Source organism: Microbaculum mangrovi, assembly GCF_051390635.1.
Taxonomy (GTDB): Bacteria; Pseudomonadota; Alphaproteobacteria; order Rhizobiales; family Tepidamorphaceae; genus Microbaculum.
This window is the reverse complement of record NZ_JBPODT010000003.1, coordinates 365,740-387,797: the sequence shown is the minus strand read 5'-3', so window position 1 is coordinate 387,797 and position 22,058 is coordinate 365,740. Positions and strand designations below refer to the sequence as shown.

The following is a 22,058-nucleotide window of genomic DNA, read 5'->3' as shown; positions in this document are numbered from 1 at the left end:
CGAAAACGCACGCCCAGTCGGGTATCGGCGGGGCATCAAATCCCGGGGGAGCGAACGCGATGGGACCCGTTGTTGAAATTGCCGATCTCGAGCGACTGGCGCGGCGCAGGGTGCCGAAGATGTTTTTCGACTATGCCGATTCCGGGGCGTGGACCGAGAGCACCTACCGCGCCAACAGCGAGGACTTCGGCAAGATCAAGCTGCGCCAGCGCGTCGCCGTCGACATGACCAACCGGTCGCTGGAGACGACCATGATCGGTCAGAAGGTGGCGATGCCGGTGGCGCTCGCGCCCGTCGGCCTGACTGGAATGCAGCATGCCGACGGGGAGATCCTGGCGGCGAAGGCGGCAGCGGAGTTCGGCATTCCCTTCACGCTGTCGACCATGAGCATCTGCTCGCTCGAGGCCGTGGCGGAAGCCACAAAGAAGCCGTTCTGGTTCCAGCTCTACGTGATGCGCGACCGCGACTTCATCAACGCGCTGATCGAGCGGGCCAAGGCGGCCGGTTGCTCGGCGCTGGTGCTGACCCTCGACCTGCAGATCCTCGGCCAGCGCCACAAGGACCTGCGCAACGGCCTGTCGGCGCCGCCGAAGTTCACGCCGAAGCACATCTGGCAGATGGCCACCCGGCCGGGCTGGTGCCTCAACATGCTCGGCACCAAGAACCGCACCTTCGGCAATATCGTCGGCCACGCGAAGGGGGTCGGGGACCTGTCGTCGCTCAGCGCCTGGACGAACGAGCAGTTCGATCCGCGCCTCAGCTGGAGCGACATAGACTGGATCAAGGAGCGCTGGGGCGGCCCGCTGATCCTGAAGGGCATCCTCGACGCCGAAGACGCCAAGATGGCGGCCAAGACCGGCGCCGACGCGATCATCGTCTCCAATCATGGCGGGCGGCAGCTGGACGGGGCGCCTTCTTCCATCGCGGCCCTGCCGGAGATCGTCGAGGCGGTCGGCGACAAGATCGAGGTGCATCTGGACGGCGGCATCCGCTCGGGTCAGGACGTGCTCAAGGCGCTGTGCCTCGGCGCGAAAGGCACCTATATCGGCCGCGCGTTCATCTTCGGGCTCGGCGCGATGGGACAGGCCGGCGTCAAACAGGCGCTCGACATCATCGCCAAGGAGCTCGACACGACGATGGCCCTGTGCGGCGAGCGCACGGTGAGCGAGCTGTCGCGCGACAACCTCTACAGGTACGACCAGCCGTAGACCGGTCGGGGGGGCGAAAGGCGGTCCACAGGAACGGAGAGAATCGGACACGCGAGGCGGACAGGGGACGCGGGTAGCGCGATCGATTCATCCGGATCCGGAAACAAACAGGAGGGTCCGACGTGTCGGCACTGATCACGTATCTCACCACGATCCGGTTCGGCGAAGGCTGCGTCGGCGAGATCGGCGAGGACCTGGCGCAGCTCGGTATCGAACGGGCGCTCGTCGTCACCGACAAGGGCGTCACCGCCGCCGGACTAACCGAAACGGTTATGGCGGCGGCAGGCGGGGATCGGATCGCCGCGGTCTTCGACGAGACACCGTCGAACCCGACCGAGGGGGCCGCGGAGGCCGCGCTCGAACTTTATCGCGCGTGTGGCGCGGACGGGCTGATCGCGGTCGGCGGCGGGTCCCCCATCGATCTGGCCAAGGCGGTGGCGCTGATGGCGACGCACGAAGGGCCGTTGGAGTCCTACGCCGCGATCCTCGGCGGCATCCCGAAGATCACCGACGCGGTCGCTCCGGTGATCGCCGTGCCGACGACGGCCGGCACCGGATCGGAGGTCGGCCGCGCCGCGCTGGTGACGCTCAAGGACGGGCGCAAGCTCGGCTTCATCTCGCCTCACCTGTTCCCCAAACGCGCCGTCTGCGATCCCGAACTGACCTACGGCATGCCGACAAAGCTGACGGCGGCGACCGGCATGGACGCGATCAGCCACTGCATCGAGACCTACCTGTCGCCGCGCTTCAATCCGCCGGCCGACGCGATCGCACTCGATGGGCTGACGCGCGCGGTCCGGTTTCTTCGGCGCGCCGTTGAAGACGGCGCCGACGTGGAGGCCCGCCGCGAAATGATGATCGCGGCGTTGCATGGCGGTCTCACCTTCCAGAAGGGGCTGGGCGCGATCCACGCGATCTCGCATCCGCTCGGCGGACTGAAGGAGGTCTCGCTGCATCACGGCACGCTGAACGCGGTGCTGCTGCCGCACGTGCTGCGATTCAACGAGCCGGCTGCAGGTGAGAAATACGCGGTGATGCGCAAGGCGATCGGCGTCGCCGAAGACACCGATCTCGCCACGTGGTTCGACGACCTCAACGGCGAGATCGGCATGCCGAAGTCGCTGTCGGAGATGGGTTTCGAACGGCAGCTCATCCCACCGATCGTCGCGGGCGCGCTCGAGGACCATTCCGGTCCCACAAATCCGCGCCCGCTCGACGAGGCCTCCGTCACCGCGTTGATGGAAGTGGCCTACTAGCGACCCGGCGGCCGCGGGTCATGCGGACGCCGTCTCGGATGTTTAGCCCCATCAGCGTCATGTTGACGGCGCCGACAACGAGTTCGATCGCCTGCACGGCATAGAACGCCGTGCCGAAGTCGCCGGCGGCGGCCAGCCGCTGCAGATAGACGGCGCAGGGGATCAGAATGACGATACCGTTGCCGGCGATGAACGGCATCCGCCGTTTCTTGGCGGCGACGAGTCCCCGCGGGTTCGGCCCGGCGAGCCGGAAGCCGCTCGCCCCGGCGATCGCCAGCGAGGGGATCAGCACGATCATGCCCCACAGGATGCCGGTCTTCACCGTTGCGATCGCGGATGCCGATCCGATGACTTCGACGGCAACCGTCGATGTCCAGAAGGCGAGGATCGTGAGGAAGCCGACAAAGCCGGCGGCGGGATGAATTCGGCGAAGCATGGAATCTTCCTTGTGCTTTACGACGACTGTCCTTCGAGCCGCTGTGCCAGCGCGGCCAGCACGCGGCGGGCGGCGGCGATCTCGGTGGGCGACACCCCTTCGGCCAGCGCGTTCGACCAGGGCGCTTCCCGCGCCGAGGCGTCTGCGTAGGCCGTCTCACCCTTGGGTGTCAGAACGACGAGATGCGCGCGTTTGTGGTGCGGGTTGGTTTCGAACCGCACGTAGCCCTGCCCTTCCAGATCGTTGACGACCCTCTGTACCGCCTGGCGCGTCAGTCCCATGACGCGCGCGAGATGGGCGACCGGCAGCGGCCTGTCGGACAGGGCGATGGACCCGAGTACCTGCCAGCGCGCACTGGTCAGGCCGAGCGGCGCGACCAGCCTGTCTCCCGCAGCGAGCAGCGCGCCGTTGACGCGGAAGACGTCGAGCATCAGCGCCGTCAGTTCGGCACCGGCTTGGGTGTGGGCGGGATATCGGGCATCCTTCATAGGCAACATATAGTCATATTGACAGGATGTTGTCAAATTGGACTTGCCGAAGGGGGCGACCGGTCGATGCGGCCTCCTAGCTTTTCTGCACCCGGTGGGTGGTTTTGATCCCCTCGCGCAGGCGCTTGTCGCGGCCGTAGAGATCCCTGCGGAAGTGCACGGTTCCGTCCTTGTTAACCCAGGCGGTGAGATAGGTGACGTGCACCGGAACCGGCGTCTCCAGATTGACCACGGTCTTCTCTCCCGAGGCAACGACCTTGCGGATGCGGTCGCCACTCCAGCCCTGCGTACCAAGGATCACCTCGCCCAGTTCGATCGGATTCTCCACGCGCATGCAGCCGCGGCTGAACGTGCGGTGCGGACGAGCGAACAGGCCCTTCGAGGGGGTGTCGTGGAGATATACGTTATAGGCGTTTGGAAACATGAACTTGATGACGCCGAGAGCATTGTCTGGGCCCGGATCCTGGCGCAGCGTGTAGCGGAAATCCGATTTCGTAATGGTCGACCAGTTGATCGACATGGGACTGATCGCGGTGCTGCCAGCGTAGATCCGGATGTTCTGCCTGGACAGCGCCTCCGGCGACTTCTTCAGTTTCGGCAGGTACTCGTTGCGGGCGATCGAAGCCGGCACGGTCCAGTCGGGATTGATGACCACGAATTTCATCGTCTCGTCGAAGACGGGGGTGCGGGCGTACGGCTTGCCGACGATGAGCCTGGCGGTGTGAATGGTGCGTCCGCGATCGACAACCTTGAGATACTGGTCGGCGATATTGACAAAGACATAGCGCTCGCCGGGATCGTCCTTCATCCAGCGGCGTCGCTCCAGATTGAGCTCCATGGTGGCGATACGGTCGTCGATCGGGGTGTTGATCGCGGTGAGCGTCTCCTTGCCGACAGCACCGTCGACGTCGAGACCGTGACGCTCCTGGAACCGCTCGACCGCCTCGGTCAGTTCCTCGTCGAACAGCATGGAGGGATCGTCCGGATCGCCCGCGTAGTCGCCGACGGCGACCAGATAGGCGCGCAGCGCGAGAACGCGCGGATCGTCCATACCGGACTGCAGCGCCTCGCCGTCAGGAACGGTTGGCCAGCCGCCTTCGGCAGCGATCTCGCGATACTCGGCGAGCATCGTGGCCAGCCGTGCATACTCGTCGGTCTTCGGGGCCAGGGACAGCGCGTAGGGACCGATATTGTCGGCCCCTTCGGCACCGTGGATCAACTCGCTCGCGTCGATCGGGGTCGGATTGAGATTAATCTCGGAATCGACAGATTCCGGCGCCACTCGTCCCGCCGACAGATCGCGGCCGTAGTCGAGAAAGGCGCGCGTGAGCAGGAGGTCGAGCCGCGCCAGGCTATAGATGCCGGCCTGATCCATCAGTTCCGATAGCCGATCGACGTAGTAGTCGGTCGGCTCCAGGCCGTCGGCATTGGCGTTGCGCAGAACCGCCAGCAGCTCGCGACCCTTCGTTTTCGGCCCGCTGTCACGTACCCAGATCGGGGTAAAGGACCGCCGGTGATAATAGGCGTAGACCTGGAACAGCCGTTCTTCGTCGATGTCGTTGCCGAACGGCACCTGTCCGTCGCGGACAATCCGGGCAATCTCCTCGGCGACCAGCTTGGGCTGCTGCGCGCCGGCCATCGGCGCCGCGACAGCGAACGCAACGACGACGAACATCCACAAAACGAGCTTTCTCGCGATCGCCATAGACTACTCCCGATTGCCTCGCCGATGTCGCACCGGACTGGCCGCAAGAACAGTCTAGCGCGAATCGGCAGAGGATTTCACCGCCTCAACAATTCGCGAGGCCGAAATTTACTGCACGCGCGGCTTGTTTCCCTTGGTTCTCGGCTGCACTATTTGATCACGACAATAAAACGGCACACGCTAGGGAGGAGTGCCATGACCGTATCACGCAGAGGTCTACTCACTGGCACCGCACTGCTCGGTGCAGCCAGTCTCGCGCCCCGGAGCGCCTTCGCCACGCAGGAAGAACCGGCGGTCGCCGACAACGGTCTCTATACGCAACCGTTCTTCGTCGACACGTTCCTGAACTTCGGCGACGACCACGCCGAGGCGGCGGCCGACGGCAAGGGGCTCGTGCTCATCTTCGAACAGCGCGGCTGTCCCTACTGCCGGGAGATGCACCGGGTGAATTTCGCCGTGCCCGAGATCGTCGACTTCGTGACGGAGCACTTCAACGTCATCCAGCTCGACATGTGGGGATCCCGGGAGGTTACGGATTTCGACGGCGAGGCCATGGAGGAACGGGCCCTGGCGCGCAAATGGGGCGTCAACTTCACGCCGACGCTGGTGTTCTTCGCCGCGGACGCGGACGTCGACGGCAAGCCGGGCAACACCGTGGAGTCCGCCCGACTGCCCGGCTACTTCAAGCCGTTCCATTTCCTGTCGATGTTCCAGTTCGTCGAAAGCGGCCGTTACGACGAGCTGCCCTTCCAGCGGTTCCTGCAGGAAAAGGCCGAGACGATGCGCGAACAGGGCGTCGAGGTCGATCTCTGGTAGGGGCTCCGCTGCAGAACCGGGTGACGCCATTCGGCGCGCTGGTCGCTACGCCGGCGCGCGGAACGCTGCTCGGCAATCGGGGCGGCAGGTTCCATGACCCGGAGACGCAGCGCCTCGGGCGCCGCCGATGGGCTTCCCGGCAGTGGATCGCCTGTGTTCTCGACTTCAAGGGCCGCCATCGGCGGGTCTGGGGCGACGGTTACACCGAGCTGTTCTTCCTCGACGAGGTGACCGCGCTGGCGGCGGGGCATCGGCCCTGTTTCGAATGCCGCCGGCAAGACGCCGTGGCGTTCGCCGGGGCCGTGGCGCACGGGCTCGGTTGGCCGGCGCCACCGCGCGCAACGGCGATGGACCGGCAGTTGCACGCGGAACGGCTCGACGGCAGAACGAAGCGCTGCCATGTCGCCGGCTTCGCAAGCCTGCCAGACGGGGCGATGATCGCGTTGGACGGACAGGCCTTCGCGGTTCGCGGCAACCGGCTGCTTGCCTGGGAAGCGGCAGGATATGCCGGCGCAATTCAGATACCGAAGGCAGCGACGGTATCGGTGCTGACCCCGCCGCTCGTCATCGCGGCGCTAAATTCGGGTTACCGGCCGCGCTGGCACCCGAGCGCGCCCCCTTAAGCCGCGGAGACGGCCGCCTTGGCCCTGGCGAGGACCTCGACGATTTCGTCGCGCGGGACGGGCGGCGAAAACAGATAGCCCTGGACCTCCGTCAGCCCTTCGGCACGCAGCGTCTTGAGCTGGGATTCCGTCTCGACGCCCTCCGCCGTCGTATCGATCCCGAGATCCGACCCGAGGCTCGCCACGGCGCGGATGATCGCCCGGCAATCGTCCTTGGTTTCCAGGTCGGCGATGAAGGAGCGGTCGATCTTGATGCGATCGAAGGGGAAGCGCCTGAGATAGCTGAGCGACGAGTATCCGGTGCCGAAATCGTCCATCGAGATGCGGACGCCGAGATCGCGCAGCCGATGCAAAGCTGCCAGCGTGTCCTCGCTTTCCAGCAGAAGTACGGATTCGGTGATCTCCACCTCCAGCCGGCCCGGATCGAGGCGCGCCTGCGACAGCGCCTGCATGACCGACGAGACGATGCCGGGAGCCTTGAACTGGACCGGCGACAGGTTCACGGCGACGGAAATGTCGTCGGACATCCGCGCCACCTCGCAGCATGCGGTCCTTAGCACCCAATCCCCGAGCGGAACGATCAGCCCCGTCTCCTCGCACATCGGCACGAACTCGCCCGGCGACAGCAGCCCGCGCTCGGGATGGCACCATCGCAGCAGGGCTTCCAGGCCCACGATCTGGCCCGACGAGAGGCCGACGATGGGCTGATAGAACAACTCGAACTCGCCCGTCACGAGCGCCTGGCGCAGGTCGATTTCCAGCGCCCGGCGCGACTGCTGGTGAACATCCATCTCCGGTTCGAAGAAACGGTAAGTCCGGCGGCCGTCGTCCTTGGCGCGGTAAAGCGCGAGGTCGGCGTTCTTCAGCAGCAGGTCCGGCTCAGCGCCATCCTGCGGGGCCAGCGCGATACCGATGCTGGTACCGACCACCACCTGCTGCCCCTCGATGGTGAAGGCGGCCGAGAGCACCTCGATGATCCGCCGGGCAAGCGTCGCCGCGCGTTCCGGCGCGCTCGGGCCGGGCTGCAGGATGGCGAACTCGTCGCCGCCAAGCCGCGCCACCGTATCGGTCTCGCGCACGCAGACCTGTAGCCGGCGTGTGACCGCCTGCAACAGCGCGTCACCGGCGGGATGCCCGAGGGAGTCGTTCACGGTCTTGAAGTTATCGAGATCGAGGCACAGCACCGCAAAACCATCGCCGTCCCTGACACGGGCGAGCCCCTCTTCCATCTTGTCACGCAGGAAGAGCCGGTTCGGCAGGCCGGTGAGCGCATCGTGGCGGGCCATATGGGCGATCTTCGCCTCGGCCCTCTTGCGCTCCGTGATGTCCTCGTGGATCGCGACCGACCCACCGCCCGGCATCCGCGCATGGGCGATCAAATAGATGCTGCCGTCCCGAAGTTCGTCGAGCATCTGCGAACGCGTATCGGCTTCGACCATCTTCAAGCGGTTTCGCGCGAATTCGGTCGGGTCGGCGCCCGCATATCGTCCGGTGGCGATGCGATGGTCGAGGATCGTCTCGAGCGGCGTGCCGGGCCGCATCAACGCCTCCGGCAGGCCGTACATCTCGGCATAGCGCCTGTTGCAGACGATGAGCCGGCGGTCATCGTCGAACATGCAGATACCCTGGGAGATATTGTCGATCGCCGTCTCGAACAGCCGGTTCTGTTCGGCAAGCCGGGCGTTGGTGGCGCGCAGCGCCTCAAGCGCCTCGGAGAGCTGGTCGCGCGCGTTCCGTTCGGCGGTGATATCCGAGCCGACACCGCGGTATCCCTTGAACGCGCCCGCGTCGTCGAACACCGGCTGGCCACTGGTCGAAAACCAGCGGACCTGACCGTCCTTGCGTTTATAGGGATAGACGAAGTTGCGAAACGTCCGCCGGTTCAGGAGATCGTCGACGTGCGGCTGCCAGAATGCCTCGATCTCGGCATTGGCGGAAATCTCGACGCGGCTCTTGCCGATCTCCTGTTGCGGCGAAACGCCGGTAGCCTGCTCCAGGCTGCCGGAGAAGTAAGAAAACCGATAGGTCTCGTCCATTTCCCAGAACCAGTCGGATGCGAGTTCCGCGAAATCTTCGAGAAGTCGACCTGCCAATGGGAAAAGTCCGTCGTTTCGGTGCGGGGGCGACAAACCCCGCGCTATTGCCAAGCTGGCATCTGACCACCGAGTGCCTAAACAAAAGCTAATCCGATCTGCCGGATTTGGACAAGAATTCAGCCGCTGATCCCGAGCAGACGGGACAGGCGGGCAGCGGGGCGACCGTCGATCGCCGCCAGGCCGATGCCGATGAGAGCCATGCCGAGGAAGTCGTCGGGCCGGACGGTCTCGCCCAGCAGCGTGGCACCGAAGGCGAGCGCGCTGATCGGGATCAGGAAAGTCACGAGCAGGAGATTAGTGGCGCCGGCGGCACGCAGGATACGGAAATAGATCACGTAGGCGAGCGCAGTCGAGACGACAGCGAGGCCGAGGATCGACGCGACGGCCATGCCCGACGGCATCGCCAGTCGCCATGGCATGTCGACGGCCACGACGATCGGCAACAGCAGCACCGACGAGGCCGTCACTTGCCCGGCGGCCACCACCATCGGCGGCTGCCCGGAGAAGCGCCGCCCCCAGATGCCGGCGAAGGCGTAGGAGACGGCGGCGGCAACACAGGCGAGCTGGGCGAACACGGCGAGACCGACCCCGTCGAGGGCATCGACGCCGATCAGCACGGCGACGCCGGCCAGTCCGATCAGCACGCCGAAGAGCTTCGCCGCCGTCAGCCGCTCGTCGCGCGTCAGGACATGGGCGAGCAGGACGGTGAAGAGCGGCGTCGCCGCGTTGAGGATCGCGGCGAGCCCGCTCGAAACTTCGGTCAGACCCCAGAAGATCAGCGAGAACGGCACGGCATTGTTGACCGCGCCCAGGACGAGGAACGCCCCCCATTCGGCGCCGCGCGGCATCGTTAGCCCCATGGCGCGAACCAGGACATAGAGCGTCAGCGCGGCGATGGAGACGCGCAGGAAGGCGACCGTCAAAGGCGGCAGTTCGCCGACGGCAACCTTGGCGAACAGGAAGGATCCGCCCCAGAGCAGCGAGAGGATCAGGAGCAGCGACCATTCGGTGCCCCCCATGCGCGGCGACGGTGCTTGCATATCGAGATGAACCCCAAGGCGCGATGTGCGTTTTCAAAAATAGGAGCCCGAGTACTTCCAGGCCCCGCGCCCGGCCACCCGGTTCTTGCAACCGGCGCGACCGCAAGGCGTTTCGATGGAGATACGCGATGCCACACAAAGCGAAGCACGGCAGGACCGATCCGAAGACGGACGAGAACGCGCCGAAATCCCAGGAGAAGCGCAAGGAAAATCGCGAGCTCGACCGCGAGCTCGACGACTCCTTCCCCGCGAGCGACCCGCCGTCGATCACCCAGCCGGCGCCGGATCACGAGGACTGACCGCCGGAGATTGCCGGCCCGTGATTGCAGGCCGGCGCGCCGGGTATTATCAAGGCACCATGCCATTCAGAGGGCGTGTGCCATGGACTTCGAGCCGAGCGAAGAACACCGTCTGATCCGCGACACGGCGCGGCGTATCGCGACGGACCGCCTGGCCCCGCTCGCCGGGACGCTGGACGATGGCGGCGGGCGGGCGCCGTTCCTGGAAAACCTGAAGGTTCTCGCCGAGAACGGCTTCATGGGGCTGAACGTTTCCGGTCATTACGGCGGCAGCGAAGCCGGACCGGTCGGCTTCGCGCTGGCGCTCGAGGAGATCGCGCGCGGCTGCGCCTCCACGGCGGTGACGACATCGGTCACCAACATGGTCGCCGAGATCGTCGAGGTGTGCGGCAGCGAGGAGCACCGCGCGGCCTACCTGCCGAAAATCTGCGACGGCACCTATCCGGCCGCCGGCTTCTGTCTGACCGAGGCCGGCGCCGGTTCCGATCCCGCCGGCATGCGCACGTCCGCACGCATAGACGGCAACGAATGGGTGCTGAACGGCTCCAAGCTCTACATCACGTCAGCCGAGTATGCCGGGCTGTTCGTGGTCTGGGCGGTGACGGACCCCGACGCGCCGAAGGGCAAGGGCATCACCTGCTTCCTGGTCGAGGCGGATGCCGAGGGACTGATCGTCGGCCCGGCGGAAAAGAAGATGGGCCAGACCGGCTCGGCCACCAATCCCGTCACCTTCGAGAACTGCCGGATCCCCGCTTCGGCCGTGCTCGGCGACGTGAACGGCGGGTTCCGCATCGCCGTCGGCGAGCTCGCCGGCGGGCGCATCGGCATCGCCGCGACCGCGCTGGGCATCGCGCGCGGCGCCATGGACCTCGCCAATCGCTACGTTCAGGAGCGCGAGCAGTTCGGCCGCAAGATCGCCGACAACCAGGGCATCCAATGGATGATCGCCGACCGGGAGACCGAACTGGAGGCCGCCCGTCTGCTGATCCTGCAGGCAGCCAGCCTCAAGGCGGCGGGCAAGCCCTATGCCCGGGAAGCCTCGATGGCCAAGCTCTATGCCAGCGAGGCGGCGCAGCGGGCAACCTACACGGCACTGCAGCTGCATGGCGGGGCCGGCTATATTCGGGAAACGGGGCTGGAGCGGCTCGTCCGCGACGCCCGCATCACCACGATCTACGAGGGCACCTCGGAGATCCAGCGGCTGATCATCGCCCGCGAAACCCTGCGGTCGGCCTGAGCCCTAACCCTTTTTCGCCAGATAGACCGTCTGCGTGAACGGCTCGTCCTGCAGCGGATTGTCGAAGGTCACTTCCTCGGCGCGGGCGTTTTCGAAGACCTGCGCCACTCGTGCGGTGAACGCCGCGTCCGGCCGGTCGTTAGACCACAGGCCGAAGACGCCGCCCGGCCGCAGATGGGCGGCGCAACGGGCAAGTCCCTCCTCGCGGTAAAACGCGGCGTTGTCCGGATCGAGCAGAAAATCCGGCGAATGATCGATGTCCAGCAGGACAGCGTCAAATGCCCGGCCGGGGGCGTCGGGATCGAAGCCGTCCTTAGACGCGGCGAGCGCGAAGAAGTCACCGTGCACGAAGCGGCAGCGCGGATCGGCGGTCAGGTCCGCCCCCAGCGGCACCAGCCCTTCCTCGTGCCAGTCGATTACCGCCTGCAGCGCATCGACGACGACGAGAGACGAAACCCGCTCGTCCTCCAGCACGGCCTTCGCCGTGTAGCCGAGGCCCAGGCCGCCGACGACGACATCGAGACCGTTTTCCACGCGGTCCGAGTCCACTTCGGCGAGGCCGAGCGTCGCCAGCGCGATCTCGGAAGCTGTGAACATGCTCGACATCAGGTACTCGTCGCCGAGCTTGATCTCGATGACGTCGACGCCCAGCCGCAAGTCCCGCCGCCGCCTGAGGCTGAGCGTACCGATCGGGGTCGGGCGAAAGTCCAGTTCCTCGAAAAATGCGCTCAAGATGTTGCTTTCGCTCCCAGGTTGACGCCGCGATCAGGGATTCGATCCCTGCCAGTCGATACGACGACGACGGCCTCTCATAAAGCGGCCATGACGACATTTCGTGCAAGTCCCCGGCATGCTTGATCCTACGGGCCGGCATGCCCCCCATTCGTTCAAGACGTTGACCGCGATCAAGGTTCCGGCGCACTCTCAACCGCAAAATACCGGCGGCCGGGGCCAGAATATCGGGAGACGTTTCAATGGTTCGCAAACAGGTGACCTGGATCCTCGTGGCAGACGGGGCGCATGCCCGCGTTTTCGTCAATAACGGCGTGGGCAAGGGCGTGAGCGAAATCGACGACCGTGCATTCCTGGGAGACAGGCTGCGCGATCGCGATATCCAGGCCGACAAGCCGGGGCGCGCCTTCGATAGCCATGGCCAGGGCCGCCACGCAATGGAACCGCGGACCGACCCCCAGAAGCATCAGGAGCGCGAGTTTCTGCGAGGCGTCGTCGACTGGATCGCGGCCAAGCCTCAGGAAGAGCAGTTCGACCGGCTCGTGCTGATCGCCGCGCCGCAGGCACTCGGCGATCTGCGCGACCTCCTGCCCAAAGGACTCGCCGCAAAGGTGACGGCGGAAATCCCGCGGAATCTGGTGAGATCAACCGAGAAGGACGTCGAAAGCCATCTGGCCGACGTGTTGGCGGTCTAGCCTTAACCGGCACTATTCCTTAACGGTATGGGGCCTTAAACGAACGGTCGTCCGATGCACGGGCGAGGAAGGGAAAACGGAGTAACGTCATGGCATTCAAGGATATTCTGGTGCACCTCGATTCCGAGGCGGGCAGCGGCGCCGGCGCGCGAAGGCAGGCCTTCGCGATTTCGCTGGCGGCTACCCATGACGCGCACCTGACCGGTCTCATCTTCGCCCTGGAACCGACGATCCCGCCGATGATTATGGGCGAGGTTCCCGGTTCGCTGCTCGAATCCCAGCGCACCCGCGCCCTCGAGGCGGCGCAGGCGTCCGCCGACACGTTCACCGAAGCGGCGAACCGCGCCGGCATCAAGTCGGAAGTGCGCATCGTCAACTGCACGGAAGCGGCGGCTGGGCCCACGCTTGCCATGCACGGGCGCACCTCGGATCTGATCCTCGTCGGCCAGCCCGAGCCCGACGACGTTCTCGCGATCCGCGAACTGCTGGTCGAGGCCGCCCTGTTCGAATCCGGCCGCGCGACCCTGGTCGTGCCCTATATCGGCCCGAACGAGGCGAAGCTCGACCGCGTCATGGTCGCCTGGGATGGCCGCCGCCAGGCAAGCCGCGCCGCCAACGAGGCGATGCCGGTATTGAAGACGGCGGAAGCCGTCTCGGTCGTGATCGTCGGCGACAGCGTGCCGTCCGCCCATGGCGGCGAGCCGGGCGCCGATCTGGCGCTGCATCTCGCCCGTCACGGACTGAGCGTCGACGTCAAGCGCATCGGCAGCGCCGGTATCGACGTCGGCAACGCGCTCCTGTCGCATGCCGCGGATTCCGAAGCCGACCTGCTCGTCATGGGTGGCTATGGCCATTCCCGTTTCCGCGAGTTCATGTTCGGCGGAACAACGAACTCGATCCTCGAAAGCATGACAATTCCGGTGCTCATGGCGCACTGACCCCAGGGTCGTCTCGGGCGGCTGCGACATGTGGCCGCCCGGTCATGGCCCCGTCGCCGCGGGTACGATAGGAATAGGGACCTCTTCGCACCCGCAAAAACCCGGGGTACCGCCATGACCGTTCGTAATCTCGAAGCCGCTTTCTCGCCGAAATCGATCGCCCTGATCGGCGCGAGCCCGCGCGACGGATCCGTGGCACACGTCGTCCTGCGCAACATGCGGGATGCGGGATTTGCGGGACCGGTCTACCTGGTCAACCCGAAATACACCGAAATCGACGGCCAGCCCTGCTACCCCAGCGCCGCCGCCCTGCCCGGGCCGGTCGATCTCGCGATCCTCGCGACGCCGCCGCAAACGGTGCCGGGCCTCGTCGCGGAGCTCGGCGCCCACGGCGCCCGCGCCGTCGTCGTCATCACGGCGGGCTTCGGCAACGGTCCCGGGTCGCTGCGCCAGCAGACGCTCGACGCCGCCCGGCCGCACACGCTGCGGGTCTTCGGCCCCAACACCGTCGGCCTGCTGGTGCCCGGCATCGGGCTGAACGGCAGCTTCGCGCACGCCTCGCCCCTGAAGGGCGATCTGGCGCTTCTGTCGCAGTCCGGCGCGGTGATCGTCACCATGATCGACTGGGCGAACGACCGCGGCATCGGGTTCTCGTCGATGGTGTCGCTCGGCGACATGGCCGACGTCGATTTCGGCGACCTGCTCGACTGGTTCGCGGCCGACGTCCACACCCGCGCGATCCTGCTCTATGTCGAGGGCATCACCAACCCGAAGAAGTTCATGTCGGCGGCGCGCGCGGCGGCGCGGGTCAAACCCGTCGTCGTGGTAAAATCCGGCCGCCACGCCGAAGCCGCCAAGGCGGCGGCCTCGCATACTGGGGCGCTGGCCGGCGTCGACGCGGTCTATGACGCCGCCTTCCGCCGCGCCGGACTGCTCCGGGTCTACGACCTCGACGAGCTGTTCGACTCCGTCGAAACGCTGAGCCGCGTCAAGCCGTTCCGCGGCCGGCGGCTGTCGGTCCTGACCAATGGCGGCGGCCTGGGCGTGCTCGCCGTCGACCGGCTGATCGACCTCGACGGGTCGCTGGCACCGCTGTCGGAGCAGACCTTCGTCCGGCTCGACCAGAGCCTGCCGCCGACGTGGTCGAAGAGCAACCCGGTCGACATCATCGGCGATGCCCCGCCGGAGCGGTATTCGGCGGCGCTGGAAGCGCTGCTCGACGACGAGACCACGGACGCGGTGCTGGTGATGAACTGCCCGACCGCGCTGTCCTCGAGCGACGCGGCGGCGGCAAGCGTCGCCGAGACAGTCCGCAATCACGAGAGCAAGGTCTGGCCGTGCAAGCCGGTCTTCGCCGCCTGGCTCGGCGGCGCCAAGGCTGCGGACGCGCGCAAGGTGTTCGATCCGGTCGAGGTTCCGGTGTTCTCGACGCCGACCGCGGCGGTGCGCGGCGTCAGCCATCTGGTCCGCTACTCGGAAGCGCAGGACATGCTGATGCAGACGCCGCCGAGCCTGCCGGCGGATTTCACGCCGGACGTCGAGGCCGCCCGCGCCGTCGTCGCCGACGGCCTTGCCGCCGGCAAGACCTGGCTCGACCGGCCCGAAATCGCGAAGATGCTGACCGCCTATGGCATTCCCGCCGTCGCGCCGGAAACGGCGGAAACGGCCGCGGGCGCGCGCGAGATCGCCGCGCGCCTGCTGCCGGAGTTCGGGGCCTGCGCGGTGAAGATCAATTCGCCCGACATCCAGCACAAGAGCGACATCGGCGGCGTGCGCCTCAATATCGAGACGCCGCACGCCGCCGAGGAGGCGGCCCGGGAGGTCATCGCCGCCGCGCGCGCTGCGGTGCCGGACGCCAGGATCCTCGGCGTGACCGTCGAGCCGATGATCCGACGGCCGGGCGCCCGCGAGCTGATCCTCGGTCTCGCCGACGACAAGCTGTTCGGCCCGGTTGTTCTGTTCGGACAGGGCGGCACGGCGGTCGAGGTGATCCGCGACAAGGCGCTGGCGCTGCCGCCGCTGGACCTGACGCTCGCCCACGACCTGATCGGGCGCACCCGCATCTCGCGCCTTCTGAAAGCCTTCCGCAACGAGCCGGCCGCCGACATCGACGAGGTCGCGCTGACGCTCGTCAAGATCGCCCAGATGGCCGCCGACATTCCGGAGATCCGCGAGCTCGACCTCAATCCGCTGCTCGCCGACAAGGATGGCGTCGTGGCCGTGGACGCGCGCATCCGTATCGAAGCGGAAACCGGGACCGACCGGCACGGCCTCAACCCGCGCTTCGCCATCCGCCCCTACCCCAAGGAATGGGAGCGCGAACTCACCCTCAACGACGGCACGTCGGTGCTCGCCCGCCCCGTGCGTCCTGAGGACGAGGCGCTCTACAACGCCTTCTTCGCCAAGGTGGAAAAGGAAGACCTGCGCCTGCGCTTCTTCACGCCGAAGCCCGATCTGTCGCACCGCTTCCTCGCCCGGCTGACGCAGATCGACTACGCCCGCGCCATGGCCTTCGTGGCGCTCGATCCGGACACCGGCGAACTCCTGGGCGTCGTCCGCATCCATGCCGATCCGGACCACGAAAAGGCGGAATACGCGATCCTGGTGCGCTCGGACCTGAAAGGCCAGGGCCTGGGCTGGGCGCTGATGCAGCTCATCATCGACTATGCCCGCGAAGACGGGCTCAAGACGATCCATGGCGACGTTCTCGTCGGCAACCGCTCGATGCTGTCGATGTGTCGCCAGCTCGGCTTCGCCGAAGTCCTGACGGCCGCCGATCCCGACCTGGTCACGGTGACGCTGTCGCTCGACTGACCCCGGGCGGACCGCTTGATTATGCCCGCCGCATGGGAGACCCTGTCGGTTCAGATCGGACGAGGATGACGCGATGGCGCGGCCGGAAGTGCAGGCTTGGCAGTTCTGGGCGCTGCTGTCGGCGGCGTTTGCGGCGCTGACGGCGATCTTCGCCAAGGTCGGCGTTGCCAACGTCAATTCCGACTTCGCCACCCTGTTCCGCACCGCCGTCATCCTGCCGACGCTCGCCATTCTCGTCGTCGCGACCGGCCAGATCCCGTCGCTCGCATCGGTCTCCGGACGGACCTACCTGTTCCTGACGCTGTCGGCGCTGGCGACCGGCGCGTCGTGGCTTTGCTACTTCCGCGCCCTGCAGCTCGGCGACGCGGCGCAGGTCGCCCCGGTCGATAAGCTGAGCGTCGTGCTGGTCGCGGTGTTCGGCGTCATCTTCCTCGGCGAAAGGCTGACCGGGCGGGGCTGGCTCGGCATCGCCTTCGTCACGCTCGGCGTGCTACTGATCGCCTGGAAGCGCTGACGACCCGACCGGGGACCACATTTCATGCTCGATACGACGACCCTGGTCATCGCCATCGCGCTCGCCTATCTCGGCGGCGGCATCATCAAGGGTGTCATCGGCGTCGGGCTGCCCACCATCTCGATCGGCGTCTTGAGCCTGTTCATCGCGCCGGCGCAAGCGGCGGCCTATATGGTGATCCCGGCCTATGTCACGAATATCTGGCAGGCCTGGCACGGCCCCTATCTCAGGACCCTGCTGAAGCGGTTCTGGTCGCTCTACCTGGCCCTGTTCGCGGGGTCGTGGATCACGGCCGGGATCCTCACCAACGAGAGTTCCGGGCTCGCCGCCGGCATCCTCGGCATCCTGCTGTCGATCTACGCGGTGTTCGGCCTGACGAATCCCAGGATCCATATCTCGAAACGGGCGGAGACCTGGCTATCGCCGCTGGTGGGCCTGACCATGGGCATGGTCGTCGGCGCGACCGGCATCTTCACCATGCCCTCGATGCCCTACATGCAGGCGCTCGATCTCGACCGCGACGAATTCGTCCAGTCGATCGGGCTCCTGTTTACCTTCGCCACGGTCACCCTGACCAGCATCCTGCTCGTGCATGGCCTGCTGCCTACGCTAACGCTCGGAATGTCGGCCATGGCCGTCATCCCCGCGATCGTCGGCATGGTCCTCGGCCGGAAGCTCAGAGGCCGGATAGATCCGCCGCTGTTCAAGCGGATCTTTCTCGTCGGCATGCTGTTGATCGGCCTCAACCTGGCAGCCCGCTCGTTCCTGTACTGAGGCCGCGCCGGCCCGAAAAAGCGCCGGGCAGCCATAGGTAGCGCCGAGCCGGTAGTCCCGGCCTGCCGGGGCAGCATTTAGGGGAATTGCCGTCGCCGGCCGAACGCGCAATCATTTTGCCACATCAGCAACGGGGAGGCGGCACTGGATCCGTTCGACCAGCCCATCGATACCGCACTTGCCTGGTACGATCAGGTCGCACAGCTCGTCGCGCGGCCATCGACGCTGTTCCAGGCCGGTCTGATCGCCGCCGCGTTCGTTCTGGCCTTCCTGGGCGGGCGCCTTCTTGAGCCGCGACTGGAAGACAGGCTTCGGCAGGTGCGCGAACGACGCGGGCTTCTGCGGTTCCTGGCCATCCTGCTGCGGCGGCTGACGTGGCTGCTGTTCCCGGTGTTTCTTTGGATCGAATTCGCGGTGCTGCGGGTCGTCACCTGGCCGAGCCGTAGCTATCTGATCGGTCTTATCGCGACGCTGGCCACCGCCTGGATCGTGATCGCCGTCGCCGGACGGACGATCCGCAACCGCTTCCTGGCGCGGGTGACGACCGCGTTCGGATTGGCGCTGGCGACGATCCTGATCCTGGGGCTGTTCGACGAGACGACGACGTTTCTCGATTCCGTCGGCATCTCGATCGGCGACCTCAGACTGACGCTGCTGTCGCTGGTCAAGGCGGCGATGCTGCTCGGGCTGTTCCTGTGGGCGGCCAAACTCGCGGCCGGTCAGGCCGAGCGATGGATCGAAAGCAACGAGGACCTGACGCCTTCGTTGCAGGTTCTGCTGTCGAAGTTCGTGCGGATCATGCTCGTCACGGTCGCGCTGCTCGCGGTGCTCGGCTCGATCGGCATAGACCTGACCGCGCTCACGGTATTCTCCGGCGCGGTCGGCGTCGGCATCGGCTTCGGCCTGCAGAAGGTCGTGTCGAACTTCGTCAGCGGCATCATCATCCTGATGGACAAGTCGATAAAGCCCGGCGACGTCATTTCGCTCGGCGAGACGTTCGGCTGGATTCGCCTCCTCAGGGGCCGCTATGTCTCGGTCGTTACCCGCGACGGCCGCGAGTACCTGATCCCCAACGACGATTTCATAACCGGTCAGGTGGTGAACTGGTCGTTCACCGACCGGCTGGTTCGGCTCGACGTGCCCTTCGGCGTCAGCTACGGCAGCGATCCGCATGTCGTGCGCCGGATCGCGGTCGACGCCTGCAAGAATGTCGATCGCGTCTCGGTCGATCCGCTTCCGGTCTGCCACCTGACCGCGTTCGGGGACTCGTCCCTCGATTTCCTGCTGCGGTTCTGGATCGCCGATCCGGAGAAGGGGCTAACCAATATCCGTGGCGCGGTGATGCTCGCCCTGTGGGACGCCTTCCACCAGAACGGCATCAAGTTTCCCTTCCCGCACCGCCATCTCATCGTGGAGAATCCGGTTCCCGTGGAGATCCGCGAGGCAAAGAAGCCCGCGCAAAGGGGCGGGCGAAAGCGGGCGGAGCCCTAGCCTATCCCGCCAGCGCCCTTTCACGGATCTCCGAGATCGTCGTCGTCGGCAGGATCGCCTCCGGGTCGACCTTCAGGTGGATCAACGCGGGCTTGCCCGAGGCCACCGCCCGCTCGAAGGCGGGCGCGAAGGCCGCGGTTTCCTCGACGGTCTCGCCATGGCCGCCATAGGCGCGGGCCAGCGCGGCGAAATCCGGGTTGTCGAGCGGCGTGGCGATGACGCGGCCGGGATATTCCCGCTCCTGATGCATGCGGATGGTGCCGTACATGCCGTTGTCGACGACGATGGCGAGGATCGGCAGCGCGTACTGGACGGCGGTGGCGAACTCCTGCCCGTTCATCAGGAAGCAGCCGTCGCCGGCAAACGCCAGAACCATCCTGTCCGGATCGAGTCGCTTTGCCGCAACGGCGGCCGGCACGCCGTATCCCATCGAACCCGAGGTGGGGGCGAGTTGGGTGCCGAACCCGCGGTAGCGCAGGTAGCGGTGCAGCCAGGTCGCGTAGTTGCCGGCCCCGTTGCAGATGACGGCATCGGCGGGCAGCCTGTCGCGCAGCCAGGCGACGATGGCGCCATAGTCGCAGGCGCCCGGCAGCGGCGGCGGGGTGCCGCTCCAGGCGTGATAGGCGGCATTGGCCGCCCGCGTCTCCTCAGACCACGGACTGCGCGCCGGAGCTGGAAGCGCCGCGGCGGCGGCGGCGAACGAGGCCGCGTCGGCGTGGATGCCGAGCGCGGGCGCATAGACGCGGCCCAGCTCCTCGGCGCTGGCGTGGACGTGAACGAGGGTCTGCGCCGGCGTCGGTATGTCGATCAGCGTATAGGAGGAGGACGGCATCTCGCTCATCCGTCCGCCGACGAGAAGCAGGAGGTCGGCCTCGCGGACGCGCCTGGCGAGCGCCGGATTGGGACCGATGCCGACGTCGCCGGCATAGTTCGGATGGGTGGAATCGAACAGCATCTGGCGGCGGAACTGGCATCCGACCGGAAGGTCGAATGTCTCGGCGAACGCACGGATGTCGTTAAGCGCCTGCGGGGTCCAGCGTGTGCCGCCGAGCACCATCATCGGCTTCTCGGCAGTGGCGAGCAGACCGGCGAGCCTGTCCATCGCGGAGGGGGCCGGCGCCGTCGGGATCGCCTCGGCATAGGGCGTGGCCGGCGCGATCGCGTCTCCCGACAGCATGTCCTCGGGCAGGGCCAGCACGACGGGACCGGGACGGCCGTTCATCGCCGTCATGAAGGCCCGGTGAACGAACTCGGGGATGCGCGCGGCGTCATCGATCTCGGCCGCCCACTTGGTCATGGATCCGAACACGGCGGCATAGTCGACCTCCTGGAAGGCCTCGCGATGGCGCATGTCGCGGCCGACCTGGCCGACGAAGACGATCAGCGGGTTGGAATCCTGCCCGGCGATATGGATGGCGGGCGACACGTTGGTGGCACCGGGGCCGCGCGTGACGAAGCAGATGCCCGGGCGCCCGGTCAGGCGCGAATAGGCATCAGCCATCATTCCGGCTCCGCCTTCCTGGCGGCAGATGGTGATCTCGACATCGGTGTCGTAGAAGGCGTCGAGCGCGGCCAGGTAGCTTTCGCCGGGGACGCAGAACACGTGATCGACCCCCTGGGTGACGAGCGCGTCGACAAGAATCTGTCCGCCGGTGCGGGTCGGCATGTTTGTGGCGTCCATACGGCATCCCTCCAGAAGGCCGGCACATCTTAGCGGGTGGCATCGGCGGCGCCAGCCTCTGTCCCGCTGCGTTTCAGTACAACAGGGCGGCATAGCAGGACCCAGACATGAGGAAGCCCCCTCGCCTGCGCGGCGACGGGGCTTCGTCAGCTCCGGACGAACCGCTACTTGGCGGTCTTGATCGCGATTTTCCTGGTCTTTTTCTTCGACTCGGCCGATTTGGGCAGGCTGATCCTGAGCACGCCCTTCTCGACCCTGGCCTCGACCTTGTTCGGGTCGACCTCGTAGGGCAGCGTGAACGAGCGCTGGAATGCTCCGTAGGAGCGCTCGGAGACCATACGGCCTTCCTCGCCTTCCTTGCGCTCGGACTTCTTCTCGCCCCTGATGGTGAGCAGGTTGTCGACGAGCGTCACCTCGACATCCTTTTCGTCGACACCGGGCACTTCGGCCGTCACCTCGAGGCCCTTGTCGGTCTCGTGAACGTCGATATTGGGCATCAGAAACCGCCCGGTCAGGGCACCGACGCTCGGCCAGGTCTTGGTGAAATCGTCGAAGACCTTCTCCACCTCGCGGTGCAGGGCGCCGAACGGGTCGTCCTTGTCACGACCCCAGAGTGTTGGAAGACGCATGATCAGACCTCCTTTCCCAAGGTGTCCGCCGCGTCTTCCGGCCCCTGCCGGCTTCTTATGCGCGCGGCGGATCGTTCCGAACGAAATTAAGAAGCCAATTCCGCTGTTTTGAGGGCATTCCTCCTGCGACCAAACGTCCCGATGACTTAGGCGGGCTCGACCGAGACAACCTGGAAGGTGTGCATGTCGCCGTCCTCGTCGCGGATCGACACGTACTCGCCGATGCGGAACGCGTGGCTGGCGAAGCGGTACCCGGCCTCGTCGTCATCGTCGGTGGTGTCGTCGTAATCGAAGACCCAGCGCGCATACTCGGCGCCACCGGGCTTGTGGACCAGCTTGCCGATCTCGTCCTGTTCGCCCGCCCAGAAGCGACGGACGATGCAGCGATCCCGCGCCTTGCGCCAGACCTCGGCGTCGATATGGCCGTCCGAATCGAGGGGCGCGACGAATTCGTAGCCGTGATGGTCGCTGCCGTTCGGGTGATCGTGGCTGCGCGCGAGGCTGAGCCGGATGCGCTTGAGATGCAGCGAAGCGTTCGTCATTCGGTACCACTCCTTGAACCATTTTGTCCGGCGATAACCTGCCC

Annotated in this window: 21 protein-coding genes; 12 read left to right on the top strand and 9 right to left on the bottom strand. The window is 66.3% G+C overall.

All coding sequences use genetic code 11. From position 1 onward, the window contains the following. Positions 1-59 precede the first annotated feature (59 nt). Together ACSF9G_RS14600 and gbd are read left to right on the top strand one after the other, a co-directional pair. Entirely contained in the window at positions 60-1,208 is a 1,149-nt protein-coding gene (locus tag ACSF9G_RS14600; RefSeq protein ID WP_436642813.1) for an alpha-hydroxy acid oxidase, read from the top strand. A gap of 122 nt (positions 1,209-1,330) precedes the next feature. After that, positions 1,331-2,464, top strand: coding sequence for a 4-hydroxybutyrate dehydrogenase (gene gbd, locus ACSF9G_RS14595; RefSeq protein ID WP_436642812.1), 1,134 nt, complete (start codon positions 1,331-1,333; stop codon positions 2,462-2,464). Here gbd and ACSF9G_RS14590 read toward each other — a convergent pair. From ACSF9G_RS14590 to ACSF9G_RS14580, 3 genes are all read right to left on the bottom strand, one after another. Then, positions 2,436-2,900, bottom strand: a complete 465-nt coding sequence (locus tag ACSF9G_RS14590; RefSeq protein ID WP_436642811.1) for a hypothetical protein — start codon at positions 2,898-2,900, stop codon at positions 2,436-2,438. The two genes, gbd and ACSF9G_RS14590, sit on opposite strands and share 29 nt — an antisense overlap. Positions 2,901-2,917: 17 nt before the next feature. Beyond that, positions 2,918-3,388 carry a MarR family winged helix-turn-helix transcriptional regulator gene (locus tag ACSF9G_RS14585; RefSeq protein ID WP_436642810.1) on the bottom strand — a complete coding sequence of 157 codons (471 nt, stop codon included), beginning with the start codon at positions 3,386-3,388 and terminating at the stop codon, positions 2,918-2,920. Between the two features lie 76 nt (positions 3,389-3,464). Continuing rightward, positions 3,465-5,093 carry a L,D-transpeptidase family protein gene (locus ACSF9G_RS14580; protein WP_436642809.1) on the bottom strand — a complete coding sequence of 543 codons (1,629 nt, stop codon included), beginning with the start codon at positions 5,091-5,093 and terminating at the stop codon, positions 3,465-3,467. 195 nt (positions 5,094-5,288) lie between these two features. On the opposite strand from ACSF9G_RS14580, the gene ACSF9G_RS14575 reads away from it, so the two are divergent. Together ACSF9G_RS14575 and ACSF9G_RS14570 are read left to right on the top strand one after the other, a co-directional pair. Further along, the gene (locus ACSF9G_RS14575) at positions 5,289-5,909 is read left to right on the top strand and encodes a thioredoxin family protein (RefSeq protein WP_436642808.1); all 621 of its coding nucleotides are present in this window, start codon (positions 5,289-5,291) and stop codon (positions 5,907-5,909) included. A gap of 20 nt (positions 5,910-5,929) precedes the next feature. Continuing rightward, positions 5,930-6,532 (top strand): hypothetical protein, encoded by a 603-nt coding sequence (locus ACSF9G_RS14570; RefSeq protein ID WP_436642807.1) that lies wholly within the window; start codon positions 5,930-5,932, stop codon positions 6,530-6,532. Here ACSF9G_RS14570 and ACSF9G_RS14565 read toward each other — a convergent pair. Both ACSF9G_RS14565 and ACSF9G_RS14560 read right to left on the bottom strand, forming a co-directional pair. Beyond that, positions 6,529-8,625 carry a putative bifunctional diguanylate cyclase/phosphodiesterase gene (locus ACSF9G_RS14565; RefSeq protein ID WP_436642806.1) on the bottom strand — a complete coding sequence of 699 codons (2,097 nt, stop codon included), beginning with the start codon at positions 8,623-8,625 and terminating at the stop codon, positions 6,529-6,531. The genes ACSF9G_RS14570 and ACSF9G_RS14565 overlap by 4 nt on opposite strands. Before the next feature lie 119 nt (positions 8,626-8,744). Beyond that, entirely contained in the window at positions 8,745-9,668 is a 924-nt protein-coding gene (locus ACSF9G_RS14560; protein WP_436642805.1) for a DMT family transporter, read from the bottom strand. 128 nt (positions 9,669-9,796) lie between these two features. Between ACSF9G_RS14560 and ACSF9G_RS14555 the strand changes: the two genes are divergently transcribed. Together ACSF9G_RS14555 and ACSF9G_RS14550 are read left to right on the top strand one after the other, a co-directional pair. Beyond that, positions 9,797-9,967: a hypothetical protein gene (locus tag ACSF9G_RS14555; protein ID WP_436642804.1), complete on the top strand. Its 171-nt coding sequence runs from the start codon at positions 9,797-9,799 to the stop codon at positions 9,965-9,967. Positions 9,968-10,049: 82 nt separating this feature from the next. After that, positions 10,050-11,204, top strand: a complete 1,155-nt coding sequence (locus ACSF9G_RS14550; RefSeq protein WP_436642803.1) for an acyl-CoA dehydrogenase family protein — start codon at positions 10,050-10,052, stop codon at positions 11,202-11,204. Between the two features lie 3 nt (positions 11,205-11,207). Here the strand turns inward: ACSF9G_RS14550 and ACSF9G_RS14545 are convergent, their stop codons facing one another. Then, positions 11,208-11,936: a polyamine aminopropyltransferase gene (locus ACSF9G_RS14545; RefSeq protein ID WP_436642802.1), complete on the bottom strand. Its 729-nt coding sequence runs from the start codon at positions 11,934-11,936 to the stop codon at positions 11,208-11,210. A gap of 257 nt (positions 11,937-12,193) precedes the next feature. Between ACSF9G_RS14545 and ACSF9G_RS14540 the strand changes: the two genes are divergently transcribed. From ACSF9G_RS14540 to ACSF9G_RS14515, 6 genes are all read left to right on the top strand, one after another. After that, positions 12,194-12,631 (top strand): baeRF12 domain-containing protein, encoded by a 438-nt coding sequence (locus ACSF9G_RS14540; RefSeq protein ID WP_436642801.1) that lies wholly within the window; start codon positions 12,194-12,196, stop codon positions 12,629-12,631. A gap of 89 nt (positions 12,632-12,720) precedes the next feature. Continuing rightward, positions 12,721-13,569 (top strand): universal stress protein, encoded by an 849-nt coding sequence (locus ACSF9G_RS14535; protein ID WP_436642800.1) that lies wholly within the window; start codon positions 12,721-12,723, stop codon positions 13,567-13,569. Positions 13,570-13,683: 114 nt separating this feature from the next. Beyond that, on the top strand, positions 13,684-16,383 hold the full coding sequence (locus tag ACSF9G_RS14530; RefSeq protein WP_436642799.1) for a bifunctional acetate--CoA ligase family protein/GNAT family N-acetyltransferase: 2,700 nt from the start codon (positions 13,684-13,686) through the stop codon (positions 16,381-16,383). Positions 16,384-16,456: 73 nt separating this feature from the next. Continuing rightward, on the top strand, positions 16,457-16,897 hold the full coding sequence (locus ACSF9G_RS14525) for an EamA family transporter (protein ID WP_436642798.1): 441 nt from the start codon (positions 16,457-16,459) through the stop codon (positions 16,895-16,897). Between the two features lie 24 nt (positions 16,898-16,921). Beyond that, on the top strand, positions 16,922-17,671 hold the full coding sequence (locus ACSF9G_RS14520; protein WP_436642797.1) for a sulfite exporter TauE/SafE family protein: 750 nt from the start codon (positions 16,922-16,924) through the stop codon (positions 17,669-17,671). Between the two features lie 318 nt (positions 17,672-17,989). Continuing rightward, the gene (locus ACSF9G_RS14515) at positions 17,990-19,162 is read left to right on the top strand and encodes a mechanosensitive ion channel family protein (protein ID WP_436642796.1); all 1,173 of its coding nucleotides are present in this window, start codon (positions 17,990-17,992) and stop codon (positions 19,160-19,162) included. Position 19,163: 1 nt separating this feature from the next. On the opposite strand, the gene ACSF9G_RS14510 is transcribed toward ACSF9G_RS14515, so the two are convergent. The 3 genes from ACSF9G_RS14510 to ACSF9G_RS14500 form a co-directional block, all read right to left on the bottom strand. Further along, the gene (locus ACSF9G_RS14510) at positions 19,164-20,843 is read right to left on the bottom strand and encodes a thiamine pyrophosphate-binding protein (protein WP_436642795.1); all 1,680 of its coding nucleotides are present in this window, start codon (positions 20,841-20,843) and stop codon (positions 19,164-19,166) included. Positions 20,844-21,007: 164 nt separating this feature from the next. Continuing rightward, positions 21,008-21,472 carry an Hsp20/alpha crystallin family protein gene (locus ACSF9G_RS14505; RefSeq protein ID WP_436642794.1) on the bottom strand — a complete coding sequence of 155 codons (465 nt, stop codon included), beginning with the start codon at positions 21,470-21,472 and terminating at the stop codon, positions 21,008-21,010. Positions 21,473-21,618: 146 nt separating this feature from the next. After that, positions 21,619-22,014 carry a hypothetical protein gene (locus ACSF9G_RS14500; protein WP_436642793.1) on the bottom strand — a complete coding sequence of 132 codons (396 nt, stop codon included), beginning with the start codon at positions 22,012-22,014 and terminating at the stop codon, positions 21,619-21,621. Positions 22,015-22,058: the final 44 nt, after the last annotated feature.